Source organism: Agreia pratensis, assembly GCF_900177685.1.
In the GTDB taxonomy this organism is placed as follows: Bacteria; Actinomycetota; Actinomycetes; order Actinomycetales; family Microbacteriaceae; genus Agreia; species Agreia pratensis.
Genome location: NZ_FXAY01000001.1, coordinates 819,545 through 845,697 on the forward strand (window position 1 = coordinate 819,545; position 26,153 = coordinate 845,697).

Sequence of the window (26,153 nt, forward strand, 5' to 3'; positions counted from 1 at the left end):
ATTTCGCCTCGCCAGCCGTCTGTGTGAAGCACCTTCGCCGGCTCGCGAGGGTGAGGCATCCGACCTCAGGTGCCTAGCCGCCCAGCGTCTTCTCCAACTGCGACAGCACACCTCGGGCCGCAGTCGGTCCGACGTTGAGATAGAACACGTCGTCGTCGACCGAGACAGCGTGGTCGTCGTCGACGGCATTGAGAGTGGGCCACAACGGCAGCGAGGTGAGCTGGGTGTCGTCACCACCCTGCACTCCGTAGAAGATCCAGTCGGCGTCGGCCTGGTCGAGCTGCTCTGAGCTGATGTCGACAGAGGTGTCATTGGTGAACTGCTGACTCTCGGGGCGAGCGAGACCCGCGTCTTCTGCGACGGATCCGCTGAACGAGGCGACGCCGAAGATGCGCGTGCGGTCGGCATTCTTCCGCAGGAACGACACCGTCGGTGCTCCCTCGACCGTGGCCCCGAAGGCCTTGGCGTCGTCCTGGTAGTCGTCGAGCCACTGCTCGGCCTGCTGGGTCTTGCCGATGGCGTCGGCGAGCAGAAGGAAGTCCTGCTTCCAGTACAGACCCGTGCCCTGGGTGACGACGGTCGGAGCGATAGCGCTCAAGCTCGCGTACAACGCCGTCGCATCCTTGCCGGCGCTGCTCATCACGATCAGGTCGGGAGCCAGATTCGCGATCGTCTCGACGTTCGGCTCGAAGCGGCTGCCCACGTAGGTGACCGCGTCGAGCGCGGACTTGTCGTCGGGGAACGCTTTGTAGAGGTACGACGGAATCATGTCGGCCCCGTCGCCTGAGGTCGACCCGGTGGGAACCACTCCGAGCGTCAGCAGGGCGTCGGCCTGGCCGGTGGAGATCACGACGACCTTCTTCGGCGCGGCCTCGAGGGTCGTCGATCCTGAGAAGTGCACGACGGTGCGCGGAAATACTCCGTCGGATGCCCCGCTGCCCTTACCCTCGGGCATGGTGCGCGGGGTCACATAGCTGGTCGGATGCGCATCAGACGAGGGCGGTACCGTTGCGGCGGGCGACGCGGCGGAACATCCGGCCAGCAGGAGAACGGCGAGGGACATGGCGGCGAGCGAGGTTCGCTTCTTCAATTCGGCAGTAAACACCGACCAAGCATAGGCTTACCTAAGTGAGCGTTTACAGGGCAGAGCGATCGCGCCGCATCCGGCTGCCTGTCGCCCTCATCGCCGGAGCCACCGTCCTCGTTCTGTTCACCGTTCTCAGCCTGGCGATCGGCTCGAAGAATCTGAGCATCGGCGAGGTCTTGAACGGGCTGCTCGCCGCAGACGGCTCTCGCGGGTCGATCATCGTCTGGCAGCTGCGCATGCCTCGAACCCTCCTCGCCATCGTGGCGGGCGCGGCTCTCGCCGTCTCGGGTGTGCTCATGCAGGCGCTGACACGCAACCCTCTCGCAGAGCCGGGACTGCTCGGTGTCAACGCTGGAGCCGCATTCTCTGTCGTCATCGCGATATCCGCGTTCGGCGCCACTCGCGGCGACGAATATCTGTGGTTCGCGTTTCTCGGAGCCGGCGCCGCCGCCGTCTTCGTCTATCTCATCAGCATCCGCCGCACCCAGGCCAGCGACCACGCTCGTCTCGTACTCGCGGGAGTCGCGCTGACGGCAAGTCTGGGAGCGTGCACCCGCATCATCACCCTGTTCGATGCGACCGCCTTCGACTCGTACCGCTTCTGGGTGATCGGGTCGGTCGCCAACCGCGGCTTCGACACCGTCTTCTCGGTTCTGCCGTTCATCGCAGCCGGCCTCGTGCTCGCCTTCGTCTGCGGCCCATCGCTCAACGCCCTCGCCCTGGGCGACGAGCAGGCCGTCTCGCTCGGTGTGCCGGTGACGGCTTTGCGCATTCTGGTGATCGCCACGATCACGCTGCTCTGCGGCGCGGCCACGGCAGCGGCCGGCCCGATCGCATTCGTCGGGCTCGTGGTTCCGCACGTGCTGCGACTGATCGCGGGCGTCGACCAGCGCACCATCCTGGTGCTCTCTGCTCTCGTCGGCCCGTCGCTCATGCTGGCTGCGGATGTGATCGGCCGGCTCATCGCCCAGCCGTCCGAACTCGAGGTGGGCGTGGTCACCGCGTTCCTCGGTGCCCCCGTTCTGATCGCCCTGCTTCTTCGACGGAGGCCTGCGTGAGCGGCTTCGGCAGGCGATCCCTGCCACCCGGCTACTTTCGATTCCGGATGCCGGGCGGCACCGCACTGCTGGTTCACCGTCGCTCCGCCGTAGTCGCTGCGGCGCTTTTTCTTGTCGCCCTCGCGGTCGCCGTCGTCGAGATCGCGACCGGCGATTACACGATCACCCCGACCGGTGCCCTCAACGCACTTGTCGGCGGCGGATCGGATCTCGATCGTTTCATCGTGGTCGACCAGCGGTTGCCCCGGGCGGCCGCAGCCCTTCTTGTGGGTGCCGCGCTCGGCGCATCCGGTGCCATCTTTCAGAGCGTGTCGCGGAACCCTCTGGGCAGCCCCGACATCATCGGCTTCACTACGGGCGCCGCCACGGGCGGGCTGACCGTGATCCTGTTGGTGGGCGCGTCGACGGCCACGACCATTCTGGTGGGCACACTCGTGGGCGGCTTCGCGACCGCTGCGGTCGTCATCGCGCTGGCACTGCGACGCGGAGCCACCGGAGATCGACTGGTGCTGTCGGGCATCGCCGTGGCGGCGATGTTGGCCGCAACGAACGACTACCTCGTGAGCCGCGCCGACATCGAGAACGCAGAGGTGGCGAAGGCCTGGCAGTACGGAAGCCTCAACGCGATCTCGTGGCCGCCGCTGCTGCCGCTCGCGGTCGTGCTGGCGTTCGCGCTTCCGGCGGCGCTGCTCGCCTCGCGCTCTCTGCGCGTCCTCGAACTCGGCGACGATACGGCCGCAGCGGTAGGCCTACGCGTGGCGCGCACCCGCACCGTCGCACTCGCACTGGGCGTCTGCCTCGCCGCCATCGCCGTGGCAACGGCCGGCCCGATCGGCTTTCTGGCGCTCGCCGCACCCCAACTGGCGCGCCGTGTCGCCCGTTCGCCCGGCGTCACCGTGCTTGCGTCGACAGCGATGGGCGCCGCGCTGCTCGTGAGCGCCGACCTGCTGGCGCAGCGGCTGCTGTCGCCGTTTCAGATTCCCGTCGGCCTGGTCACGGCCGCGATCGGCGGGGCGTACCTCGTCTGGATGCTGGCGCTGGCCCCCGCGTCGGGGTCGCGGTCGGGCCGCACGTGAGACGGGCTATGCGAGGGCGAGAACAAAGCCGATAACAACGAGCGCGGCCAAGGTTCTAGGTTGGATATCGTCGAGACTAGCGAGCAGTGGAGGACGAGATGAGTACGCTCGACCCTATAGAAGCGCGACAGCGTCGGGAAGCAGCCAGACTTGGCTCGCCCGGGGCTTTCGTGGGTATCGTGATCGGGCTTCTGCTGATCGCCGTCGGCGGGGCCTTCGAGACGCGCGCCCTGTTCGGCTTCGCGGAGTTCGACGCGATGGGCGATGTCGACGAGCCGCCATTGGCGATCTTCGGAATGATCGTGGGGCTCCCCCTGCTGCTCGCCGGCTTCTTTATCCACACCGGCGCGAGCCGTCGATTCACCGGAAAGCTACTGAGTTCTCCCGGCGTCGGGCCGGTCTCGATCCTGCTCGTCGGCCTGTCCGCTGGTGCTTGGTGGGGAGCTCTGTCAATGCCGTCGCCTGGCGCCTTTTGGATGGTTCCGCTCGGCTTGACGGTTCTCGCGGCGCTTCTCCTTGTCGCGGGCGCGGCAAAACGGATGCGTGGGCGTTCGCAACGAGGCACGCTGGCCCGACTGGTGGTTCAGGGACGGATCGCCGCCGGTGTCATCGTCGAGATACCCGAGATCGACCCGTCCTCCGGGGGCCTCATAGGCCCGGTGACGGTGAAGTTCACCGACTCGGCGGGCGTCGACAGGTGGGTGACGAAGACAGGGCAATGGAAGCGCCGAGACCTCCCACAGACAGGAGACTCGGCCAGCGTTCTCTACGATCCCGAACGGCCGAGCGATACGTCGCGGATCTGGGTCGCGCCATCCGAATCGACCACCGTCGACGATTTCAGCCGCTGGCACGCCTAGCCCGCCGACGAACCCTAGACTCGAAGAATGATCGGTTTCATCGTCGCCTTCAACTGACGGTCCTGCGACCCGCCCCTCGCAGTTCCTGGCACCGGCCCCGGGCGGGTTCGAACGCGCCGCTTTAAGGCGCGCAGACCCTCATCAGCGATGATCCTCCGCAGCGCTTCGGCGCGCGTCGAGGTTCGTATTACCGAAGGCCCATAATGCCCACCGATCACCTGTCTTATCGAGCCGTGCTGCGCACACCGCAGATAGCTCGCTCCTTTCTCCCCAGCATCGTCGGGCGCCTGTCGCTCGCCACGTCTGGGCTCGCCCTGGTGCTGCTGCTCGAGCAGTCCACCGGATCGTTCGCCCTGGCCGGGGTGATCACCGCCGTCTTGGGAATCGCGAACGTCGTAGCCACTCCCTTGCGGGCACGCCTCATCGACAGCCACGGCCAGACCGTGGTGCTCGGCGCGATCGGACTCGGCCACGCGGCATCCCTCATCGCGCTGGCCGCGGTGCCTCATGCCGACACGCTCTGGCTTCTTCTCCTTGCCGCCGCGTGGCGCGCACCCGCACCGTCGCACTCGCACTGGGCGTCTGCCTCGCCGCCATCGCCGTGGCAACGGCCGGCCCGATCGGCTTTCTGGCGCTCGCCGCACCCCAGCTCGCGCGCCGTGTCGCCCGTTCGCCCGGCGTCACCGTGCTTGCGTCGACAGCGATGGGCGCCGCGCTGCTCGTGAGCGCCGACCTGCTGGCGCAGCGGCTGCTGTCGCCGTTTCAGATTCCCGTCGGCCTGGTCACGGCCGCGATCGGCGGGGCTTATCTCGTGTGGATGCTCGCGCTCGCGCCTGCGTCGGGGTCACGGTCGGGCCGCGCGTGACGCGGTCGGGCCGCGCGTGGCAGTGGGTCGTGCAGAGTTGGCCGGCTACTTCAGCGGCCATGGAGCGTCGTAGTGGCACGTCACAGGACCCGTATCGGATGATTCCTGATCAACGACGGCTCCGCCGTACCGGATCTGGCAGCTGTGCAAGTAGCCCTCGCCGCCCGGCGACGGCGTCACGGTGATCTCGACGGTCTTCTTCGTGGTGTTCCACCATTTCACACCGTCTTTTTGCCACTCTTCGGTGTACGTCTGAAAGTCGTCCGCGTACGTCACAGTGAAAGTGGGTCCACCAGTAGCGCGCACCTCGACGTCGACCGGGCGCGCTGTAAGCAAAACGACCATGATCACCACGACGACAAGGTCGACGACGAGGCCGATAACGGCGAGCACCGCCGTCCAACGCAATATGGCGCCGCGTTGGCCTCGCGAGCGAGCACGAAACATGAGCACCAGCGCGACCACGGCTGCGACAGCCCCAAGCCCGACGAGCGGAAAGAACTCGTAGTAGAAAACCGGCGCGATCACGGCGGCGATCGCCAGCCACAGTGCGACGAGCGGAGTTCGCCCGGAGACGCGCCCACCAGCGCCCGTCGGAGCCGCTCCGTCGGCGGGCAACGATCCGTCAGCCTGAGTCATGTCTTTCCCATCGATAGTTGCCCGCACGCACTGCCTTGGGCCTTTCCGTGCCCTGCAGACTGCTGTCGTTCTGCATTGGGTATCACGAGACTAGCGAGCAACGGAGGACGAGATGAGCACGGTCGACCCTGTAGACGCACGCCAGCGCCGGAAAACGGCCAGACTCGGCTCGCCAGGGGCAGTCATGGGTATCGTGATCGGCCTCCTGCTGATCGCCACGGGCGGAGCCCTCGAGACGCGCGCCCTGTCCGTCGGTCTGGCAGGCGGCGCCTCTGTCTCTATCTCGCTTCGTGAAATCCGCGCGAAACGATCCCCTCTGTAGCGTGGGCAGCGAGACGAAGGCGGGGCCGGATGCGCGAACTCAGTTTTAGCTCGGTTGTACAGCAGGCCGCGTGGGTGGCTTCGGGAGAGGTGAGTGCACGGGAGCTCGTAGATCACTCGCTCGACGCCATCGAGTCACTCAACCCCCGACTCAACGCTGTCGCCGAGGTGATGGCCGCCGACGCCATGGCACGCGCCGACACCCTCGACTCGCAACGCCACGACTCCTCGGCAAAGATGCCCCTGCGTGGGGTACCCATTGTCATCAAAGAAGAGAACGATATCGCCGGCATCCCCACCCGGTACGGCAGCGCGGCCTACTCCACGCCCGCCCGCGCAGACAGCGAGGTGGTTCGCAGGCTCCGCGCAGCCGGCGCGGTCGTCGTCGGCACGACCCGCATGCCCGAGTTCGGCATCTGGCCCTTCACCGAGAGCGAGGCCTACGGGATGACCCGCAATCCCTGGAATCTCGAGAGGTCGCCGGCCGGGTCGAGTGGAGGTACGGCGGCGGCTGTGGCATCCGGCATGGTGGCCGCGGGAATCGGCGGCGACGGCGGCGGTTCCATCCGGCTGCCCGCCAGCTGGTGCGGCCTGTTCGGACTCAAGGCACAACGAGGGCGGATGAGTCTCGCGCCGAACGCCGACCTGTGGCGATCACTGGGCGTCATCGGGCCGATCACGCGCACGGTCGCCGACAGCGCGCTCATCCATGACGTCATCGCCGGCACCACCGCAGTCGACCGCTTCCGCGCTGCACCGTTGGCGGCGTCGATGTATGCGGCGGCGACGAGCGAAACGGTGACTCCGCTCAGAATCATGGTGTCGACGAAGAACCCCTCTGGCGGACCGGCGGCAGACTCCGATACCACCGAAGCGCTGATGCGCACCGCAGCTCTTCTGGCGACACTCGGCCACGAGATCATCGAGGCAGATCCCGCGTACCCCAAGCTGAACCTGCCGTTTCAGCTTCAGCTGAGTGGCGGCATCGGAGACGAGGCGGCCCGCGCCGACGAGCCCCACCGTCTGGAATCTCGGACAAGGAACATGCTGCGCATCGGTCGCCCGCTGCGTCGACTCGGAGGCTGGGCTGAGCGAACCGCCGCTCGGCTGGGCGAGCCGTTTCTTGATGACCTGTTCGGCAGGGTAGACCTTCTCCTGACTCTCACCACGCCCACTGCAGCCTTGCCGATCGGGCAGTTGCACGATGCCGGGGCGCTGACGGCGGTGCGACGTGCCACACCTGTCAGCTCGTACACCTCGGTGTGGAACGTTCTCGGAAATCCTGCCGCCGCGGTGCCCGCCGGGTTCGGTGCCGACGGAATGCCTCTCAGCGTGCAGGTCATCGGGCCGCCGAATGGCGAGCTCTCTGTTCTCGCCCTGGGCGCCCAGCTCGAACGCAGTCAACCATGGGCCGATTCTCTTCCCCCGGCGGGCTGAACCACGGTCGAGGCGACCTCGGCCGGACTTCCGACGGCCGACGCCGCCTCTTACAATTCGAAGACCGCATCGCACGATAAGCACCTCAGAATCAAGGAGCACACCAGTGAGCGACTACGCCGTCATCAACCCTGCGACCGGAGAGACCCTCCGCGACTATCCGACGATCACCGACGAGGAGCTTCGTCAGGCGATCGCCTCGGCTTCGGCCGCGCACGAGGAGTGGTCTCGCCGCGTTGCGGTCACCGAGCGGGCGGCCCTGGTTGCACGCGTGGCCGCGCTTCACACCGAGCGCCGTGAGCAGCTGGCCGAGATCGCCGTGCGCGAGATGGGCAAGACCCTGGAGCAGGCGCTGGGCGAGGTCGATTTCGCCGCCGCGATCTACCAGTACTACGCCGACAATGGCGAGGCCTTCTCCGCCGATGAGGCGATCGAGCTGTCCGACGGCACCGGTTCGGCGTTCGTGCGGCGCGCTTCGCTCGGCGTGCTGCTCGGCATCATGCCGTGGAACTTCCCGTACTACCAGGTGGCCCGCTTCGCAGGCCCCAATGTGGTCAATGGCAACACCATCCTCCTGAAGCATGCCCCGCAATGCCCGGAGTCGGCGGCCGCGATCGCGCAGATCTTCGACGATGCCGAAGCCGAGCTGGGCGCCCATGACTCGGTCTACGTGAACATCTTCGCGACCAACGAGCAGATCGCGACCGTCATCGCCGATCCGCGGGTGCAGGGCGTCTCGGTCACCGGGTCGGAGCGAGCCGGCTCGGCCGTCGCGGAACTCGCGGGTAAGCACCTCAAGAAGGTCGTCCTCGAACTGGGCGGCTCCGATCCGTTCATCCTGCTCTCCACCGACGACCTGGATGCCGCGGTGCAGGACGCCGTCAACGCGCGCCTCGACAACAACGGCCAGTCGTGCAACGCCGCCAAACGCTTCATCATCATCGACGAGTTGTACGACGCGTTCGCAGAGAAGTTCACGTCTGTCTTTACCGCGAACACCCCCGCCGACCCGATGGCCGACTCCACACAACTCGGTCCGCTGTCGTCGAAGGCCGCTACCGAGCGACTGACCGAGCAGCTCGGACGCGCTCGATCGCAGGGCGCGACGATCCTCGCGTCAGGTGAGCCCGACGGCAACTTCTTTCCTCCTGCCGTGCTCGCAGATGTCACGCCGACGATGGACGCTTTCCACGAAGAGTTCTTCGGACCGGTCGCGGCTCTCTACCGCGTCTCGTCCGAAGACGAAGCGGTCAGGCTCGCGAACGACACTCCGTTCGGCCTCGGTTCTTACGTCTACACGACCGATCAGGCGCAGGCGTTACGCGTCGCCGATGCCATCGACGCCGGCATGGTATGGATCAACCTCGTGCTGGGCGATGCCGCCGAACTGCCGTTCGGCGGTGTGAAGCGCTCCGGCACCGGCCGCGAGATGGGCCGCCTCGCCATGGATGAGTTCGTGAACAAGAAGCTCATCCGAATCGCGTGAGTCGGCCCCTTGCCGTTCTTCGCTCGAAGAGTCGCTTGTCGTAGGGTGCCTGCGTGAGAGCAAAAACCATCGCGGTCGCAGGTTCGTTGGCGCTGGCCCTCATGGGGTCTGTCGCAGGATGCTCACCGGTGGGGTGCGGCGGCGCAGCAGTCGAGCCACCGAGCGTCTACCTCGATGCGGGCCCCTGGCTCGAGGCGAATCCCGGGGCGACAGCTCAAGCGTGCTTGGGCGATGGCGAATGCAGAACCCTTACCCCCGGTGCCCAACAAGTCTCCGCGACAGGGGGTATCGGAGCACAGTCGTCGTACTCCTTGAGCGTGACAGGTGAGCTCACCGGATCGCCGATCCTGACAGTGACTGAGGACGTCGACATTCCCGTCACCACGACCCAGGCAGCATGCGGCCCCAGCAGGTCGCAGACACGAAAAATGTCTCTGAATCGCTCGGGCCAGCTCGTCACACCATGACCACGGCACGTGCTCGGGAGAGCACCCCTCGCCGCCGGTGAAAGTGACTCCGTGGAACTGATTCCTCGTGACCTGGCCACCTCGAATTGCACCGGACACATGCCCCCCGAACAGGGGTTCCCAGAGAACTCCCAGCAAAATAACGTTTTGGTAACTAGCGCTCCGTTACTCAACCGTTATATGGTTCTAGAGCGTTAGTTGTTTGCTGTGGCAGGTAACGCAGAATGTGATTGCAGGACACTCTTGGTGCAAGGGAAGAAAGCCCGTCGTTAGCCTCTACGACGGGCTTTCTGTCTGTCTGCGAACGCGTCACTCCAGCGAGGGATGTCAACCCGCCCCTCCTGTTTCGGACATTCCTCAGCGGCGCCCCTAATGTGGAGCCACGAGAGGATCTCCATGACTAATCCAGCCTCCCCCGTCGAAGCGTGGGAATCGCTCTTTCGCGCTCAGGTCGCGGTGATGCGACAGATCGCCTCGGAGTTTCCCTCCGACGTCATCTCTCTGAATGAATACGACGTTCTCTTCACCCTGACCCGCAGCGAGAACCGAACCCTGCGCATCCGGGAATTGAACGAGAACGTGCTGCTCACCCAACCGAGCATCTCGCGCCTGGTCGACCGCCTGGCCGCCCGCGGTCTCGTCACGAAGCTCACCGATCCGAACGATGGCCGCGGAACCCTGGTTGCACTCACCGACACCGGATTCGCTCTGTTCCGCGACGCCGCGCGCATTCACGGCCGCTCCATCACGAGCCGCATGAGCACCGCGCTCTCACCCGACGAGCTCACAGACCTCGCGCGCCTCACCGGCAAGCTCTACGCGAGCGTCACCACCAGATGAGCGCACCCAGCGTCGTCTGGTTTCGTGACGACCTGCGGGTCGCAGACAACCCGGCCCTGCACGAGGCCGCCCAGCGTGGCGAGCCGATCGTGTGCCTCTACATCCTGGATGACGCCAGCTCCGACATCAGGCCGCTGGGCGGCGCGGCCCGCTGGTGGCTGCACCACAGCCTCGACACCCTCGCCTCGTCGCTGCGCGACCTCGGGCTCGATCTCACCCTTCGACGCGGCGCGGCCTCCGACGTCATCGACTCGGTCGTCGCCGAGACAGGGGCGAAGGCCGTCTTCTGGAACCGTCGGTACGGCGAGGCCGAACGCGCGGTGGATGCCGGCATCAAGTCGTCGCTGCGCGCTGCGGGCATCGAGGCCCGAAGCACTCAGGCGTCGCTTTTGTTCGAGCCCTGGACCGTACTCACCGGGCAGGGCGCGCCCTATCGCGTGTTCACGCCGTTCTACCGGTCGTGCCTCGCCCAAGCCGAGCCACGGCATCCGCTGCCTGTCGACGACGAGGTCTCGGCCTTCGACGGCGTGACCGGCGACGATCTGGCCGACTGGGCACTGCTGCCCACTCAGCCCGACTGGGCGGGCGGGCTGCGCGAGGCGTGGGTTCCCGGAGAGAAGACCGCGCTCGAGAGGCTGCGCGCGTTCCTGGCCGACGAACTCTCGTCGTATGTGGCCGAGCAGGATCTGCCCGCGCAGGATGCGACATCCGGTCTCTCGCCGTATCTGCGTTGGGGCGAGATCAGCCCGTTTCAGGTGTGGCACGAGACCCGCTCGTTCGTGGCGTCGCTCGACAGGCGAACGTCGGAGGGCGCCACAGCAGCCGAGGGCGCGAGCGCGTTCCTGCGCCAGCTCGTGTGGCGAGAGTTCTCGTACCATCTGCTGTTCCACTGGCCGCAGATCACCCACGCCAACATGAGGCCCGCCTTCGACGACTTCCCGTGGTCCGAGCCGACCGACGTCGTGATGGAGGCGTGGCAGATGGGTCGCACCGGCATCCCGCTCGTCGATGCGGGCATGCGCGAACTGTGGCAGACGGGCATCATGCACAACCGGGTGCGCATGGTCGTGGCGTCGTTTCTCGTGAAGAATCTGCGCATCGACTGGCGCGAGGGCGAGCGGTGGTTCTGGGACACACTGGTAGACGCGGACCCCGCAGCGAACGCGGTGAACTGGCAGTGGGTCGCGGGGTCGGGGGTCGACGCGGCGCCCTACTTCCGCGTATTCAACCCCGAGTTGCAGGCCACCAAGTTCGACCCGCACCGCGAATACATCCGCCGATTCGTGCCCGACATCGACGACGAGACCTACCCGCCGCCGCTCGTCGACCTCAAAGAGTCGCGCAAGGCCGCACTGGATGCCTATGCCTCGATCTCGAAGGATCGTGCGTTGGGCGAGCCGGGCGCCTAGATCCCTTCGCCGGGCACGATCGTCGAGTCGATGCTGCGGTTCAGCGCCTGCGCGTCGGCGTCGAGATCTCGCAGCTGTTGCTGAAGGTCTCCGAGTCGCGTCTTCTTGTCGTTGATGGCCGTTCTACGCGTCTCGAGCTCGGAGTCGCGAGCGATGAGTGCAGCCTTGTCAGCATCGAAGCCGGCCGGATCGCCCGAGTAGCCGTAGGCCTGATTCTTGGCGATGAAGGCATCGATATCGGCGTTGAGTTGAGTCTGGTCGGCGTTGAAGGTGTTCGTGTCCGACTCGATCTCGTCTGCGAGCGCCAGAATCTGGTTCGACAGATCTGTCGTCTGCTTCTCGAGGTCGCTGAACACCTTCATATACGAGGCATGCAGCCCGACGACGATGCTCCGGTCGCCGAAGTAGCGCTTGTAGTACGTTTCGAGTTCGGGGTCGAGATCGGCGAATTCGGTTCCGACGATGGAGTGCAGCTCGGTGATGCGGGTGCCCGGCTGCGAGATCGCATAGGCGTCCATGCGGTCGGCGAGCTCGGGATCGTCTCCGTGTTCCTCGTAGGCCTTCTCGAGCAGTACGCCCAGTCGGTCCTGCGACTTCTTGTCGAGGCGGTCGAAGGCGGCGTGCAACATCTCGTGTGCCGCCGTGACCTCGCGCAGCCCGTCGAGGCGCTCTTCAGTGACGTTATAGAGATGGATGGTCTCACCCGTGTAGCAGCCGAGGAGGAACTGCTCGGGGCGGATTCCGCAGGCCGTGTTGAATTCGTTTGCCGTGTTCAGCTCGGGATGACTCGTGTAGAAGATGAAGGTGCCGACGTCGTTCAGATCGGCACGCTCGACCAACGACGAGATGTTGTCGCTCGGGGTGTAGTCGGCCACCGATTGCCGGTCGGCGATGAGTCGAGCATTGGCCATGTAATAGACGCCGCCCGAAACGGGGAGTGCGATCGAGAGCAACGCCGCCACACCGACCATCAGGCCCTGCCACCAGGTCATTCCGCGCGTGCGCACGGGCTTGGGCGACCCGGATGCGTAGGGCCGGGGTGACTGCGAGGGATACTGCTGGGTCTGCTGCGGCGGATAGGGCTGATGCTGGGTCTGCTGCTGCGGCATCGGAGGAACCGGTGGTCGACCTGCTGCGCCGCTCTGCTCGGGGCCGGTCGGATACGGGGGCAGACTCACGGAGGTTCCTAACACTCGACACAATCCTGCTGACCAGACTAGCGGGGGGCGGATTTTGCGGGAGGACGAGCCGAATAGACTTGACGGTGATCGCGAGACGAGGAGCACGATGAGCACACGCTGGACACGCGTCGCTCGTGGCACGCTCGCCGCCGGGTTCTCGACCTTCGTGGCCGCCTTCTCTCACGCTGCTGCCGGGGGAAGCGCGCCCAGCATCGCGGCACTCTCGCTGGCCATCGCCTTCTCGACCATGATCTGCGTGGCCCTCGCGGGGCGCGGGCTCTCGTATTGGCGTATCGGCGCCTCGGTCGCCGTGAGCCAGGTCTTCTTCCACACGCTCTTCAGCCTCATCGCCACGCCCGCCGCGCGCGCGCCGGGTTCCGCCCCGGCCGCCCATAGCGGCCACGATATGGCCGCGATGTTCGCGCCGACGGGCCCCGCGGCATCCAGCGCCCTCGCAATCGGCATCGATGTCGCCATGATCGCGGGCCACGTGTTCGCCGCGGTCGTGACCTTTGCCGCCATCGTCTGGGGCGAGCGCGCCGTTCGCGGCCTGCTCGCTGCCGCGCTCGTGCGTGCGACGCGCCTCTCGGCCCTCCTTGTTCCCTCGCCGTCCTTCGCTCCCCCCGCGATCAGGGTGGGGCGCGTGCATCGCATCGACGCCCCGGCCATGCTCGAGGTGCTGCGGGCCTCCCTCTGGCACCGCGGCCCACCGCTCTTCGCCTGACCTTTCCCCTTCCTCGGGCCCTATCTTCGGGCCAGCACTTCGCGGGCACGCACTCGCCCGCGCACCGAGGCATTTTCGCGCACCCTGCGCATTCATCTCGCCGGAGCAGCCGCGCCTTCGACGCGCCCCTCCGCACTCTTTTCAAGGACTCACCATGAAGAAATCCACCTCGCTCACCCTCGCCTCGACCGGCCTCGGCCTCGGCGTTCTGTTGGCCGTCGCCGTTCCTCTCTCGGCGAGCGCACACGTGAGCGTCACCCCCGCCGCGACGGCCGCGGGGTCGTACACCGTGCTCACGTTCGCCGTTCCGCACGGATGCGATGGGTCGGCCACGACCTCGATCACCATCGACATTCCCGAGACGATCGCGTCGGTGACGCCCACCGTCAACCCCAACTGGGACGTCTCGAAGGTCATGACCCCGCTGGCCACCCCAACGACGAATGCTGAAGGCGCAACCGCGTCGGAGCGCGTCGGTCAGGTCGTCTACACCGCCAAGACTCCGCTGGCAGACGGCTACCGCGACACCTTCGCGCTCTCACTGCAGCTGCCGACCGACGCCGCGGGCACGACCCTCGACTTCCCCGTGCTGCAGACCTGCGAGACCGGCTCGACGAACTGGAATGAGATCCCGGCCGAGGGTGCTGACGAAGACTCGGTCGAGCACCCGGCGCCCAACATCAAGGTGACCGACGCCGTGGCGACCGAGGCCGACGGCGACCCGATGCCGGCTGGCTCCATGGCGTCGGATGCGACGGGCTCGGCATCGAACACGGCCTCCGGTTCGTCTGATGATGTGCTGGCACGCGTGCTCGGTATCGGCGGACTCGTGGTCGGTGCCGTCGGCGTCGTCATCGCCGTCGTGGCCACGCGACGCTCGCGGGCGGCCTAAGCGCATGCGCATCGCTCTGCCGAGGTTCTCGAGTGGCGTGACCGTGGCGATCGGCGCCCTGGCGCTGCTCGGCACGGGAGCGCTCGCGGTCGGCGCAATCGGGCAGCTTCCGCCCGCATCCGCGCACAACTATCTCGTGTCGTCGACCCCGGAGGCGGGGTCCGTGCTCACCGTACTGCCGAGCGACTTCGTGATCACGACCAACGATGTGCTGCTCGACTTCGGCGGGGGGAGCACCGGATCGGCCGGCGCCCTCGAGGTTCAGGGCCCCGACGGCCTGTTCTACGGCGACGGATGCGTGACCGTTGCGGGGCCGTCGATCTCGACGGCCGCCGCACTCGGTCCGGCCGGCGACTACACGGTGCTCTGGCGCGTCGTCTCGACCGACGGGCATCCGGTGTCGAATCAGTTCTCGTTCACGTGGAAGCCGGATGCGGGGCAGCCCGCCTCGCCCGGCTCCACGACCGCGCCCGTCTGCCCGACGGCGGCCGACGCCTCCGGTGACGGTGCGTCGACCGGTTCTGCAAGCGGCTCCGACTCCTCGTCGGTCGCTGAGACATCAGACGAGGAGTTCGTATCAGTGCTGGCGTGGGGTGGCGGAGCTCTCGCCGCCGTCGCGGTGGCCGTCGGCGTGACTCTGTTCATCCTGCGGCGACCGAAACTGGGAGCGGGCTCCGGAAGTGATTCACGCTCCTCGAGCGATATCTAGCCCTGCCGCGAATCGGAGCTCTCACCGAGACTGGTGAGAGCTTCGATTCGCAGACTTCGCGAAAGGAGCGAGGAAAGAGCAGGAATAGCGTGATCGCACACAGCACCGCCTCGCCGACTCGACAAGCCGTATCGCTGGTCAGACTCTCACCGACGGAATGGCGGGTCTCAGATCCCCGCGTCTCAGCTCACGACGCGGCGTCGCTGCTCGGGTTCATCGAAGCACGTGGCCCCATCTTCGAGGTGACTCTTGTGAACCGCGGCGTCGCTTCTCATACTGCGCGCAGCCTCGACGACGCGCTGGAACTCTTCGCCTAGAGTCATAGATCGGGTCGTGTCTCGCCTAATGTGGGAGGATCACCGCGCGCAGCGGTGCGCTGAGGCACGAGGGGACATCATGGGAAAGTTGCTATACGGTGACTCCGACATCGAGATCGAGTTCGACGACCGGGCGCTGACGCACCTGCAGATCGTGATCGGCTCGAAGCTGCGGCGTGGAGAAAGCTTCTTCTTCTCGTGGAAAGACGACCCCGCCATCGGCGACGGTCGCTCGAGCATCTGGCTCGACAAGTCGATTCCGCTCTATTTCAAGTTCTTCGGCGGCAAGATGCCCACGCTGAACCGCGAGTGGCTCGAGATTCTCACATCCTCGGCGAACAGCGGGCAGGGGCTCATCTTCTCCGAAGAGCCGAACGGCGCCACGAACCCGCCCCGGGGTCACGTCTAAACGACCCGCCGCTCTCGGGCGCCGCGCGCATCCTGACACGCCCAACACCCCCTCAATAGGGGTACTTTAAACCTGTTGTTTACACGCGCGTCTCGCTGCCGTCGCGCACTGTCCCTTGGATGGATGAATACCACTCGTCATCCGAACAAGGGATCTCCATGCCCCGAACGCACCACACTCGGCTCAGGCTCGGCCTGGCACTCGCCGCCGGAGCCGCACTCGCCGCCGGCCCCATGATCGCTGCCCCCGCTGTGGCCGCCAGTACCGGGGTCATCATCAATGAGGCGTACGTGAACGGCGGATCGACCGGCGCGAGCTACGTCAACAAATTCGTCGAGCTCTACAACCCGACCGACGCCGCTGTCGATCTGAGCACGATGTCGCTGCAGTACCGGGCCGCGGGCAAGGCTGACGACCCCACCGGCGTCCTGCCGCTGACGGGAACCATCCCCGCCGGCGGACACTACCTGATTCAGGGCACGAGCAATGCCGCGAACGGAGCGCCTCTGCCGACCCCAGACGCTACGGCCAAGTTCTCGTTCGCCGGCGGAGGAGGAACCCTGTTCCTGGCGAATCAGACGACAGCGCTGGCCGCACCGTCCATCGGTTCCCTGGTGAACAACCCGGCCGTCATCGACCTGCTGGGCTATGGCTCGTCGAACACCTTCGAGGGCGCTGCGGCTGTGACGCCGTCGGTGACCACATCGTTGACCCGCACAAGTGCGGTCGACAGCGACGTGAACTCCGCAGACTTCGCCGTCGCGCCGCCGACACCTGAGAACAGCGGGGGCGAGCAGGCACCGGAACCGGAGGAACCGTCTGGGCCGCCGGTCACCGCCACGATCGCCGACATTCAGGGCACGACGGATGCGAGTCCCCTCGCCGGTCAGGCCGTCATCACCCGCGGAGTCGTCACCGCCAGCTACCCATCCGGCGGCTTCGACGGCTACGTCATCCAGACGCCGGGCACCGGAGGGGCGGTCGACCTGGCGACGCACACGGCATCCGACGGCCTGTTCGTCTTCTCGTCGGCGACGGTGTCACAGGCCCCCATCGGCGCGTACGTCGAGGTCACCGGCACCGTGTCGGAGTACCAGGGCCTGACCGAGGTGACCGTCGCATCCGATGGCCTGACCGTGCTGACCGAGGCGGCGACGACGCCGATACCGGCCACACTCGCTGTGCCTGTCGACCCCACCCAGCGGGAGTCTCTCGAGAGCATGCTGATCGCTCCTGCGGGCGACTACACGGTCACCGACAATTACGACACGAACTTCTTCGGGTCGGTGGTGCTCGTAGCCGGATCCGAGCCGCTCACGACCCCGACATCGGTGACCGAGCCCGGCAGCGCCGAGTACCGAGCGCTCCTGGCGGCGAACACCGCGGCCAAGGTGACTCTCGACGATGGTGCGAGCACGAACTTCAGCAGCGCGGCGAACACCGCGAAGCCGCTGCCGTATCTGACCGTCGAGAACCCCGTGCGCATCGGCGCAGCGGTGACATTCACACGCCCGGTCGTGCTCGACTACCGCTTCGACACCTGGAGCCTGCAACCCACCCAGGAGTTGACGCCGTCGAACGCCGCCGAGGTGCAGCCCGCGACCTTCGAGAACACGCGCAAGCCCTCCCCCGCGGCTGTCGGAGGCGACGCGACGGTCGCCTCATTCAACGTGCTGAACTACTTCTCGACCACGGGCGATGAGTTGAGCGGATGCTCGTACTACACCGACCGCGAGGGCGACCCCGTGACCGTGAACAAGGGGTGCGACGCTCGCGGGGCAGCCGAGCAGGAGGACCTCGACCGGCAGCAGGCAAAGATCGTCTCGGCCATCAATGCGCTCGACGCCGATGTCGTCTCGCTCGAAGAGATCGAGAACTCCGCCCGCTTCGGAGAGCAACGCGACGCATCACTTGCTCAGTTGACGGCGGCCCTCAATGCCGCGGCCGGTGCTGGCACCTGGGCGTTCGTGCCCTCACCCTCAGCGATTCCGGCCGATGAGGATGTGATTCGCACGGCCTTCATCTACAAGCCGGCCGTCATCAAGACCGTCGGCTCCTCGGTGATCCTCGACGACCCGGCGTTCGTCAATGCCCGCGATCCGCTGTCGCAGGTGTTCGCACTCGCCGATGGCGGAGACGACAGCCGGTTCATGGTGATCGTGAACCACTTCAAGTCGAAGAGTTCGGGAACAGGCGCAGACGCGAATCAGAACGACGGGCAGAGCGGATCGAACGCCTCACGAGTGCGGCAAGCCAACGCCCTCGTGACCTTCGCCGCCGCGCGCAGGGCAGAGACGGGCATCGACCGAGTACTACTGAGCGGCGACTTCAACGCCTATGAGAAAGAGGATCCGGTCGATGTGATCCTCGCGGCCGGCTACACCGATATCGGCGAGGCCACGGGCAAGAAGAGCTACGCGTTCGAGGGTGCGGTCGGCTCGCTCGATCACGTGTTCGCGTCGCCCGCTGCTGCGGCGGATGTGACGGGTACAGACATCTGGAACATCAACTCGGTCGAGTCGATCGCCCTGGAGTACAGCCGTTACAACTACAACGCGCTCAACCTCTACCGGGCCGATCCCTACCGATCGAGCGATCACGATCCGGTGGTCGTCGGGCTCGCGCTGCGCGGAGACGCGTCGGCAGACCCGGGGGATCCGGGCTCTCCTGGGGCGGCTGCTCCGACCCGCCTCGCGGCCACGGGAACTGACGCTTCACCATTGCCGATCGCGGCGCTGGCACTGCTCCTCCTCGGAGCGGGGTTCGCTCGTATAGCTCAGCATCGACGCCGCGAGTCGGCGCCGATCGAGTAGCGGCGCAACGGAGGAGCGCGACCATGCGCCGATCGAGTAGCGGCGCGACGGAGGAGCCCGATCATGCGCCGCTCAAGTAGCGGCGCGACGGAGGAGCGCGACCATGCGCCGATCGAGTAGCGGCGCGACGGAGGAGCCCGCGTATCGAGATCACTGCAGCAGTGGTCTCGATACGGCCGTGGCCTGCCTACCCGGCCGGCGCAGGCGAGAGTACGGGCACTAGTCCTTGAGGCGCTCGACCAGAATGGCGCGGCTCATTCTCGAATAGCCGACGATCCCTTTCGCCTTGGCCTGCGCGCGCAGCTCGACAAGGGTCGGCGGCTTGGTGGCCGCAGGTGCGGCCTTGGGGGCGGCCTTGGGGGCGGATGCCTTCGGCAGGTCGAGTGCGCGCTTCGTCGCAGGGGGCGCCGATGCGATGGGCGGCGCGGCCACCTTCTTCGCTGCGGCGGACTTCGCAGTAGCGGGCTTCTTCACGACCGGCTTCTTCGCGGCAGGCTGCTTGGCGGCAGGCTTCTCAGGGGCGGACGCCTTCTTCGTCGCGACAGACTTCTTCGCCTCGGGCGCTGCATCTTTCACGACGCTCTCGAGGTCCTGGCCGACTTTCTCGGCCTGCTTGCGTAGTTCCTTCGAGCGCTCGCTCGCCGCCTTGCGCGCCTTCTTCACCGCGGTCTCCGCCGCCGCGATCGCCTCGCGTGCCGCCTTCTCGAGCTTCTTCTCGATGTTCTTCGCGGTCTTCGATACGGTCTTCTCGTTCGACTTCTTCGTCGCCTTCGAGGTGGACTTCTTCGTCTTCTTATCAGCCATGACGGCCCCCTTCTCTCCCACGGCACTGGCGCGCCGGGGTTCTAGATTGGCAGTACTCAGTGAGAAAGTACCGAACCGTGCATTCGACACACGTCGACACTCGCGCCGAGTGTGCAGAAAGCGTCGGTGGCACGCGCCATCACCGGCCGAAAGTGCACACTCGAGCTACGTGGCTAGCGGGAGCGTGGGCGTGGGCGCGAGCGTGGGCGCGGGCGTGGGCGGGAGGGGCGGCGGGTCGTCGAGGAAGTCGCCGGTGGGGGTGAAGTACAGCGATCCGGTGACTGCCGTCGAGAAGTCTAGGATGCGGTCGTAGTTTCCCTCGGGGGCGCCGACGAACATGTTCTTCAGCATGCTCTCGGTGACCGCCGGCGTCTTCGCGTAGCCGATGAAGTAGGTGCCGAACTCGGCCTCTCCGACCCGGCCGAACGGCATGTTGTCGCGCACGATCTTGAGCTCGTTGCCATCGGCATCCGTCAACACGGTCAAGACCGTGTGAGCGTTCGGGGCCTTCTTCTCTTCGGCCTGCTCGACGTTGTCGGCTTTGCCCCGACCGATGGCCTGTTCCTGCTGCTCGACCGTCAGCGTGTTCCAGGCCGTGAGGTTGTGCAGGTACTTCTGCACGACCACGTAGCTGCCGCCGACGAACTGCGGCTCGTCGTCGCGCACGATCACGTTCCGCACCGCGAGCGCGCCGGTCGGGTTCTCGGTGCCGTCGACGAAGCCGAGCAGATCGCGTTCCTCGAAGTACTTGAAGCCGTGCACCTCGTCGACGACGGCGGACATGCCCCCGAAGCGCTCGACGAGAAGGCTCGCGAGTTCGAAACAGAGATCCATGCCCTTGGCTCGAATGTGAAACAGGATGTCGCCGGGCGTCGAGACCGAGGAGTGCACCGCTCCATGAAACTCAGGCAGAACGTGCAATTGGTTCGGGCGGGGTCCGTCGAAGAGCCGCGACCAGGCATCCGAGCCGATGGAGGTGATGCAGGTAAGAACCCCATCGGGCACACGAAAGCCCACAGAACGCACGAGGCCGGAGATATCACCGAGCGCATCGTGTACCAGTTGTTCGTTGCCCGCCGCGACCGTGAGCACGAGGAAGATGGCCGAGTCGCTCAGCGGATTGAGGATGGCTTGAGATGCGGCGAGCGGCTCGCCGTCGGCAGGATCGGTCACAGCTGAACGCTACTGGAGCGGCTCGCCGAGGCCGCTAGACGGACGTCGAAACCTGCGGCGAACTCGACCGGCACCCAGCGTCACGCGACCTCGTCGACCGGGCCCGTCGCATCCAGGGGGTGCGCGATCTCGTCGCGCGGCATGCGGGCGATGAGCAGGGCGGCGACCGCGAAGAAGACGGGCACGATTCCGGCGACGAGGAACGTGGGCATCAGGCCGACGGCTTCGCCGACAGGGCCCGCGAGCGCCATCGACACGGGCATGAGCGCGAGCGAGACGAAGAAGTCGAGGCTCGACACCCGCCCGAGCAAATGACGCGGAACCCGCCTCTGCAGAAGGGTTCCCCAGATCACCCCGCCCGCAGAGCCCGTGAAGCCCACGATGAAGACGGCGGCAGCCATGACCCATAGCTCACTCGTGAACCCGATGATCGCCATGGGAACCGAGCCGACTCCCCAGACCAGCAGCATCACAGTGAGATAGCGGCGAGGCAGTGGGCGCGAGGCGACGAAGATCGACCCGATGGCACCGCCGACTCCGAAGGCTGCGAGCACGAGGGCGAACGATCCCGCTCCTCCCCCGGTCTGGTCGCGCACCGCGAACGGCAGCAACACCTCGATGGGGCCGAGCAACACCAGCACCCAGCCGAATGCGAAGAGCAGGGTCGCAAACAGCCAGGGCGTGCGCACCATATAGACGACGCCCTCGCGCATGTCGCGATAGACAGAGACGAGCGGATGCGCGGTGTCGGCCGAGCGATCACGCACGACGGGCACGCTGCGCATCAGGCTGAGCCCCACGAGCGCGAGAACGTGAACGACGACGATCACGACGAAGGCGAGGGGTGGGCCTCCGATGGCGATGAGGCCGGCGGCGAGCGCGGGGCCGGCGGCCTGCATTGCCGAGGGGCGGAGCACTCCCTCGATGCCGTTCGCCGCGAGCAGGTCATCTGCAGGAAGGAGGGAGGGGAGGATCGCCGAGTACGCCGGGTAGAAGAACCCCTCGCCGATGCCGAGCAGAGCGGCCGCGACCACGAGGTGCCAGAGTTCGAGCGAGCCTGTGAGCGCGAGCGCGGCGACGCCGGCCATGCTCACCACTTTGACACTCTCGATGCCCACCAGAATCAGACGCTGCGGTACCCGGTCGGCGACGACTCCACCGATGAGGGTGGCGCCGACCATTCCGATGCTCGTGGCAGTGGCGGTTATCGACAGCTGCAGCGGGCCCCCGCCGAGCTCGATGACCTGCCATACGAGGGCCACCAACCACATGCCGCCGCCGAAGAGCGAGAGCGTGAGCGCGCCGAAGAGCAACCGGTACTGCCCTGTGGCGAACGGCCGCACGGCGCGGGGAAGCTGAGCCATTCCTCTACGCTACGGGCACCCAGCGACGATACGAGACACTGGATGTATGGCCTCCGTTCGCACGTTCACGCCCGAGAGACTCTTCCGCGTCTTCGCCCTGCTCGAAACCATCACCTGGACACTGCTCATTCTCGGCATGATCCTGAAGTACGCGGTGGGGGTGGGCGACTGGCCCGTATCGATCGCGGGGTTCATCCACGGACTGATCTTCATCGCGTACGCGCTGCAGGCCGGCGTCGTGGCCGTGAACCAGCGGTGGCGCCTCGGCCTCGCGACGCTCGCCGTCGCATCCGCCGTCGTGCCCTATGCCACGATCCCGATGGAGCGCTGGCTGGCCCGCCGCAGCAACCTCGAGGGCGGATGGCGTACGGAGTCGACAAGCGACCCCCGAGACGCGCGCCCGCTCGATCGCGCGTTCCGCTGGGCGATCAACCGCCCCCTGCCGCTGGCCGGTGCACTCATTGTGGCCCTCGCCGTGATCATGACGACGCTGCTGATGGTCGGCCCTCCCGGAGGCAAGGCCTGAGCAGCGAGCCGCGCGCGCCCGTATTCAGGAAAACTGCTCTGGTTCGGACGACTTCGCACGCGACGACCCGGTTCTGCCTGACTAAGAGCGCCGCTGACCGCTCGAGCTCAGAGCTGAGGTTCGTCGGTTCCATCCGCGATGAGCAACTCCATCTTGACTTCTTGCACGCGCAGGTAGCTCTGGAGGGCGGCCGTCGCCGCCAGCATCAGGCGCGCGAGGATGATCACAAGGACGACGGCACCGATGAAGAGTGCCGCCATGAACACGATGTACGGGATCTGAACCCAGCCGTTGTAGAACATCTAATCGACGGTAGTACGCAACCAGAAGAGACGTCTACTCGAGCGGCAGCTGACGTCGTTCGCTCCAATTCAGGAAAAACGCTCCGATTCCGGTGAATTCGCGCGCGACGGACCGGTATTTCCTGTGTTGAAGCGCACGTGCGCGGTGAAAGACGTGGTCAACGATGCTGACTACGATCGAGCGCATGAGCCTCACCGACGACGCAGCTTCATTTCTGGCCGAATACGAACTACGCACCAACGCGCACGACGTCGAGGCGTGGGCTGATTTGATCGCCGAGGATGCCACCTACTGGTTCACGAACGGCAGTCACGTTGGCAAGCGGGCGGTCGTTGATGCGGTCGCCTACAACTTTCGCGCGATTGCGGATGAGACCTACCGGATCTCGGAGATCGAGTGGGTGCATAGAGCAGACGATGTCGCCGTCGTGCGCTACCGATTCGATTGGCACGGCGTCATCGACGGTCACGCTGCGAGCGGCGGAGGAAGAGGAACAAACGTCATGTCTCGACGCGACGGTCGCTGGCAGATGACGCACGAGCACCTCAGCGCTTGACGCCGCTACACGCCCTCGCGGGCAATGAAAAAGCCCCCGACTCCGTGGAGTCGGGGGCTTCTGGTGTTGTGCGCCCTAAGGGATTCGAACCCCTGGCCTTCTGATCCGTAGTCAGACGCTCTATCCAGCTGAGCTAAGGGCGCAGGTCAAGACCAGATGAAATCCTAGCACGCCTCGCGGCAGCCCGTTGACGCAGCCGCAAAACGCGGCTCAGAGCTTCAGATATCCCCACGTCACCTGCCACGTCTCGCCGAGCTCGAAGCGCTCGAGCACGGCGCGCTGCAGCGAGGTGTCGCGCGGCAACTCGTCGAGCCGGCTCAGGTCGCGGGTGCGGAAGACGAAGTACAGCGCGTCGGTGTGTCCGTCGCTCGAGTGGCCGATCGGCGTGAAGCGACGCACGAACGATCCCACGTTGCTCTCGGGCGCGACACGGTCGAGCAGAAATGGGTCGAGCATCCACGAATCGCACGTGACCACAGACACCGGATGCTGCGGAAAGCGCTCTGCAAAGAACTGCTTGGCCGCAGCGAGACTCTCATCGACGAGGCTGGGCAGCAACGGGCCAGACTCCGGGATGTGCACCGCGAGCACCCAGTCGCCCGCCTTGATCACTCCGTCAACCTCGGTGGCGGGTGCGGCTCTCTCGAGCGCGAACTGCAGCCGGCCCAGCGCGAAGATGCGCACCGTGAAGTGGTAGGTGAGCCAACGCCAGGTCTGCAGGCCAAACTCCCCGGTGACGCGGCGACTGATGGCGAGGTGCCGCCCGACGTCGGCCAGCGTGTCACGAATCACTCGATCGGGAATGTCGTGCCGGCGGCTCCACGCCACTACTCGCGGGGTGAGGGTGAAGAACGCCTTCAGCCAGACCAGCGGATCCTGCGTCGGTTCATCGACGGGAATCTGGTTGAAACTGCCGAAGCTGCGTCGCAGCGCCGCCACGACCGGTGCGACCTGTTCCGCATCGTCAGTACGCTCGAGCAGGCGGGCGCAGTCGGCTCGGTCGACCTCGTCGATCGCGAGAAGACCGAACAACGTGTCTTGGTCGTATGCCGCGGCCATAGACGCATTCCTGTCTGTCATCGGCTCGAGATGCCGTCGAGCATGCCGCTGATGAAGCGCTTCTGCAGAAAGAAGTACAGCACGACGATGGGGGCGGCGATGATGATGCCCGCCGCAGCCAGCAACGAGTAATCGGTCGCGTGCTGACCCTGGAAGAAGGCGAGGCCCAGGGGCGCGGTGCGCAGACTGTCTTGCGTCACCATCACCAGCGGAATGAGGAACTCATTCCACGTCCACATCGCCACGAGCAGGCACATCGTCATGATCGACGGAATCGACGGCGGCACGATGATCTGCCACAGCGTGCGCAGATCGGTGGCGCCGTCGAGCCTGGCCGCCTCGATGACCTCGCCGGGGAACGACATGAACTGGTTGCGCATCCAGAAGATGCCGAACGCGAGCGACTGTGCGATCTGCGGCAGGATGAGCGCCCAGTAGCTGTCGGTGACATGCGCCGATCGCAGATTGAAGTACAGCGGAATGATGAACGCCTCAGCCGGCAGCAGCAGACCCGCGAGCAGCACAAAGAACACGATGTTCGAGCCGAAGAACTTCAGCCTGGCGAAGGCGAATCCGGCCATCACGCTGAGCACCGTGGTGACGACGATCACGGTGACCGTGACGAGAACGCTCGAGACGATGTACTGGGCGAAGTGGCCGCGATCCCACGCCTCGACGAAGTTGCCGAGCTCGATCGACTCGGGCATCCGGAACCCGCTCGTCGAGCTCGACGGGCTGATCGCGGTGATGACGACACCGAGCAGCGGCACCAGAGCGAACGCCGCGAAGATGACGAGAACGAGGTAGGTGACGAGCTTTTCGCCGAGCGAGAGCTTCATTCGGTGTCTTTCGGTTGCAGTCGCCCGATCAGGGCGGTGATCAGCAGGATGCCGATGGTCAGCACGACCGCGACACTCGCGGCGGATCCGACCTGGCCCGAGTTGAACGCGCGATTGTAGGCCTCGAAGGCGGGAACCGACGTGCTGTTTCCCGGGCCTCCGCGCGTGGTGATGTAGACGAGGTCGAAGGTCTTGAGCGACGACACCACGGTGAGGGTGAGCGCCACCGTGATCTGTCCGCGCAGCGCCGGCAGGGTGATGCCGAAGAACTCCTGCAGGCCGCTCGCTCCGTCGAGCCGCGCCGCCTCGAACAGTTCGGGCTGCACGTTGCCGACCCCGCTCAGAAAGAGAACGAGGCAGAGGCCGACGTTGAGCCAGGTTCCGACGAAGCCCACCGAGACGAGCGCCGTGTTGAAGTCGCCCAACCACACATGCGTGAGCGAATCGAGCCCGATGGCCCGCAGCAGCGTGTTGAGCAGCCCGTTGGGCGAGTAGATCGAGAGCCAGGTCGTAGCGATCACAACCGAGGCGATGACCTGAGGAAGGAAGAGCACCGTGCGAAAGAAAGACATGCCGCGAAGGGCATGTGCCCGCGAGATGACCATGGTGAGGAGCAGGGCGATGGCGATGGGCAGGAACGAGTAGAACACCACGAGCACACCCACGTGCATGAACGAGTCGCGCAGTTGCTCGTCTTGAACGATGTCGATGTAGTTCTGCACACCGGCCCAGGTTGCGACACTCAGGCCGTTCCAGTCGTAGAGCGAGTACCACGCCGTCTGCAGCGTGGGCACGATGAGGAAGATCAGCGAGAACGCGAGCGCCGGCGCGACGTAGAGGAACGCCTTGAGCGAGGCGACGCGGCGCCGGCGGGTGCGGCTCGGGGCCACACCCGCCGTTCGCGTCTCACCCGAGCGGAGCCGAGTGGTGACGGTCATT

The 26,153-nt window shown here is 66.1% G+C and carries 27 protein-coding genes and 1 tRNA gene; 17 read left to right on the forward strand and 11 right to left on the reverse strand.

Features of this window, described 5'->3' with window-relative positions; genetic code table 11:
- Positions 1–73: 73 nt before the first annotated feature.
- Positions 74–1,105 carry an ABC transporter substrate-binding protein gene (locus B9Y86_RS03920; protein WP_244894618.1) on the reverse strand — a complete coding sequence of 344 codons (1,032 nt, stop codon included), beginning with the start codon at positions 1,103–1,105 and terminating at the stop codon, positions 74–76.
- A 23-nt stretch (positions 1,106–1,128) separates the two neighbouring features.
- On the opposite strand from B9Y86_RS03920, the gene B9Y86_RS03925 reads away from it, so the two are divergent.
- The 4 genes from B9Y86_RS03925 to B9Y86_RS17735 all read left to right on the forward strand — a co-directional run bounded on the left by B9Y86_RS03925 (position 1,129) and on the right by B9Y86_RS17735 (position 4,946).
- Positions 1,129–2,145 (forward strand): FecCD family ABC transporter permease, encoded by a 1,017-nt coding sequence (locus B9Y86_RS03925; protein ID WP_085483099.1) that lies wholly within the window; start codon positions 1,129–1,131, stop codon positions 2,143–2,145.
- Complete coding sequence (locus B9Y86_RS03930) at positions 2,142–3,221, forward strand: FecCD family ABC transporter permease (RefSeq protein WP_217809157.1); 1,080 nt, start codon at positions 2,142–2,144, stop codon at positions 3,219–3,221. Before B9Y86_RS03925 ends, B9Y86_RS03930 begins: the two co-directional genes overlap by 4 nt.
- A gap of 98 nt (positions 3,222–3,319) precedes the next feature.
- The gene (locus tag B9Y86_RS03935) at positions 3,320–4,081 is read left to right on the forward strand and encodes a DUF3592 domain-containing protein (RefSeq protein WP_139824715.1); all 762 of its coding nucleotides are present in this window, start codon (positions 3,320–3,322) and stop codon (positions 4,079–4,081) included.
- A gap of 601 nt (positions 4,082–4,682) precedes the next feature.
- A complete protein-coding gene (locus B9Y86_RS17735) occupies positions 4,683–4,946 on the forward strand; it encodes an iron chelate uptake ABC transporter family permease subunit (protein ID WP_244894643.1) in 264 nt (87 codons plus the stop codon).
- Positions 4,947–4,991: 45 nt separating this feature from the next.
- Here the strand turns inward: B9Y86_RS17735 and B9Y86_RS03950 are convergent, their stop codons facing one another.
- Positions 4,992–5,585 carry a hypothetical protein gene (locus B9Y86_RS03950; protein WP_085483108.1) on the reverse strand — a complete coding sequence of 198 codons (594 nt, stop codon included), beginning with the start codon at positions 5,583–5,585 and terminating at the stop codon, positions 4,992–4,994.
- A 112-nt stretch (positions 5,586–5,697) separates the two neighbouring features.
- Between B9Y86_RS03950 and B9Y86_RS17300 the strand changes: the two genes are divergently transcribed.
- From B9Y86_RS17300 to B9Y86_RS03970, 5 genes are all read left to right on the forward strand, one after another.
- Positions 5,698–5,907: a hypothetical protein gene (locus B9Y86_RS17300; RefSeq protein WP_139824716.1), complete on the forward strand. Its 210-nt coding sequence runs from the start codon at positions 5,698–5,700 to the stop codon at positions 5,905–5,907.
- A gap of 29 nt (positions 5,908–5,936) precedes the next feature.
- Complete coding sequence (locus B9Y86_RS03955; protein WP_085483110.1) at positions 5,937–7,343, forward strand: amidase; 1,407 nt, start codon at positions 5,937–5,939, stop codon at positions 7,341–7,343.
- 106 nt (positions 7,344–7,449) lie between these two features.
- On the forward strand, positions 7,450–8,829 hold the full coding sequence (locus B9Y86_RS03960; RefSeq protein ID WP_085483112.1) for an NAD-dependent succinate-semialdehyde dehydrogenase: 1,380 nt from the start codon (positions 7,450–7,452) through the stop codon (positions 8,827–8,829).
- Between the two features lie 863 nt (positions 8,830–9,692).
- Complete coding sequence (locus B9Y86_RS03965; protein ID WP_085483114.1) at positions 9,693–10,136, forward strand: MarR family winged helix-turn-helix transcriptional regulator; 444 nt, start codon at positions 9,693–9,695, stop codon at positions 10,134–10,136.
- Positions 10,133–11,545, forward strand: coding sequence for a cryptochrome/photolyase family protein (locus B9Y86_RS03970; protein WP_085483116.1), 1,413 nt, complete (start codon positions 10,133–10,135; stop codon positions 11,543–11,545). The genes B9Y86_RS03965 and B9Y86_RS03970 overlap by 4 nt, the downstream gene beginning before the upstream one ends.
- Here B9Y86_RS03970 and B9Y86_RS03975 read toward each other — a convergent pair.
- On the reverse strand, positions 11,542–12,723 hold the full coding sequence (locus B9Y86_RS03975; RefSeq protein ID WP_139824717.1) for a hypothetical protein: 1,182 nt from the start codon (positions 12,721–12,723) through the stop codon (positions 11,542–11,544). The two genes, B9Y86_RS03970 and B9Y86_RS03975, sit on opposite strands and share 4 nt — an antisense overlap.
- 109 nt (positions 12,724–12,832) lie before the next feature.
- Between B9Y86_RS03975 and B9Y86_RS03980 the strand changes: the two genes are divergently transcribed.
- From B9Y86_RS03980 to B9Y86_RS04005, 6 genes are all read left to right on the forward strand, one after another.
- Complete coding sequence (locus B9Y86_RS03980) at positions 12,833–13,450, forward strand: hypothetical protein (protein WP_085483120.1); 618 nt, start codon at positions 12,833–12,835, stop codon at positions 13,448–13,450.
- A gap of 154 nt (positions 13,451–13,604) precedes the next feature.
- Entirely contained in the window at positions 13,605–14,342 is a 738-nt protein-coding gene (locus B9Y86_RS03985) for a YcnI family copper-binding membrane protein (RefSeq protein ID WP_085483122.1), read from the forward strand.
- 37 nt (positions 14,343–14,379) lie between these two features.
- On the forward strand, positions 14,380–15,051 hold the full coding sequence (locus tag B9Y86_RS03990) for a copper resistance CopC family protein (protein WP_176223244.1): 672 nt from the start codon (positions 14,380–14,382) through the stop codon (positions 15,049–15,051).
- A gap of 89 nt (positions 15,052–15,140) precedes the next feature.
- Entirely contained in the window at positions 15,141–15,368 is a 228-nt protein-coding gene (locus B9Y86_RS03995) for a hypothetical protein (protein WP_085483126.1), read from the forward strand.
- A 79-nt stretch (positions 15,369–15,447) separates the two neighbouring features.
- Positions 15,448–15,777 carry a DUF7882 family protein gene (locus B9Y86_RS04000; protein WP_044442452.1) on the forward strand — a complete coding sequence of 110 codons (330 nt, stop codon included), beginning with the start codon at positions 15,448–15,450 and terminating at the stop codon, positions 15,775–15,777.
- Between the two features lie 158 nt (positions 15,778–15,935).
- On the forward strand, positions 15,936–18,590 hold the full coding sequence (locus B9Y86_RS04005) for an ExeM/NucH family extracellular endonuclease (RefSeq protein ID WP_085483128.1): 2,655 nt from the start codon (positions 15,936–15,938) through the stop codon (positions 18,588–18,590).
- A gap of 219 nt (positions 18,591–18,809) precedes the next feature.
- On the opposite strand, the gene B9Y86_RS04010 is transcribed toward B9Y86_RS04005, so the two are convergent.
- The 3 genes from B9Y86_RS04010 to B9Y86_RS04020 form a co-directional block, all read right to left on the reverse strand.
- On the reverse strand, positions 18,810–19,394 hold the full coding sequence (locus B9Y86_RS04010; RefSeq protein ID WP_139824718.1) for a histone: 585 nt from the start codon (positions 19,392–19,394) through the stop codon (positions 18,810–18,812).
- A 165-nt stretch (positions 19,395–19,559) separates the two neighbouring features.
- Positions 19,560–20,567, reverse strand: a complete 1,008-nt coding sequence (locus B9Y86_RS04015; RefSeq protein WP_085483132.1) for a Dyp-type peroxidase — start codon at positions 20,565–20,567, stop codon at positions 19,560–19,562.
- An 80-nt stretch (positions 20,568–20,647) separates the two neighbouring features.
- On the reverse strand, positions 20,648–21,931 hold the full coding sequence (locus B9Y86_RS04020; RefSeq protein ID WP_085483134.1) for an MFS transporter: 1,284 nt from the start codon (positions 21,929–21,931) through the stop codon (positions 20,648–20,650).
- Between the two features lie 46 nt (positions 21,932–21,977).
- On the opposite strand from B9Y86_RS04020, the gene B9Y86_RS04025 reads away from it, so the two are divergent.
- Positions 21,978–22,457: a DUF3817 domain-containing protein gene (locus tag B9Y86_RS04025; protein WP_085483136.1), complete on the forward strand. Its 480-nt coding sequence runs from the start codon at positions 21,978–21,980 to the stop codon at positions 22,455–22,457.
- A gap of 107 nt (positions 22,458–22,564) precedes the next feature.
- Here B9Y86_RS04025 and B9Y86_RS04030 read toward each other — a convergent pair whose 3' ends face one another.
- Positions 22,565–22,759 (reverse strand): hypothetical protein, encoded by a 195-nt coding sequence (locus tag B9Y86_RS04030; protein ID WP_085483138.1) that lies wholly within the window; start codon positions 22,757–22,759, stop codon positions 22,565–22,567.
- A 185-nt stretch (positions 22,760–22,944) separates the two neighbouring features.
- Here B9Y86_RS04030 and B9Y86_RS04035 point away from each other — a divergent pair, with 185 nt between their 5' ends.
- Positions 22,945–23,316: a nuclear transport factor 2 family protein gene (locus B9Y86_RS04035; RefSeq protein WP_085483780.1), complete on the forward strand. Its 372-nt coding sequence runs from the start codon at positions 22,945–22,947 to the stop codon at positions 23,314–23,316.
- Positions 23,317–23,385: 69 nt separating this feature from the next.
- Here B9Y86_RS04035 and B9Y86_RS04040 read toward each other — a convergent pair.
- The 4 genes from B9Y86_RS04040 to B9Y86_RS04055 all read right to left on the reverse strand — a co-directional run bounded on the left by B9Y86_RS04040 (position 23,386) and on the right by B9Y86_RS04055 (position 26,152).
- Positions 23,386–23,459: transfer RNA gene (locus B9Y86_RS04040), tRNA-Arg, on the reverse strand.
- Between the two features lie 67 nt (positions 23,460–23,526).
- A complete protein-coding gene (locus B9Y86_RS04045) occupies positions 23,527–24,375 on the reverse strand; it encodes an acyltransferase domain-containing protein (RefSeq protein ID WP_085483140.1) in 849 nt (282 codons plus the stop codon).
- Between the two features lie 17 nt (positions 24,376–24,392).
- Entirely contained in the window at positions 24,393–25,214 is an 822-nt protein-coding gene (locus B9Y86_RS04050; RefSeq protein WP_085483142.1) for a carbohydrate ABC transporter permease, read from the reverse strand.
- Positions 25,211–26,152 carry a carbohydrate ABC transporter permease gene (locus tag B9Y86_RS04055; RefSeq protein ID WP_085483144.1) on the reverse strand — a complete coding sequence of 314 codons (942 nt, stop codon included), beginning with the start codon at positions 26,150–26,152 and terminating at the stop codon, positions 25,211–25,213. Before B9Y86_RS04055 ends, B9Y86_RS04050 begins: the two co-directional genes overlap by 4 nt.
- Between the last annotated feature and the right edge of the window lies 1 nt (position 26,153).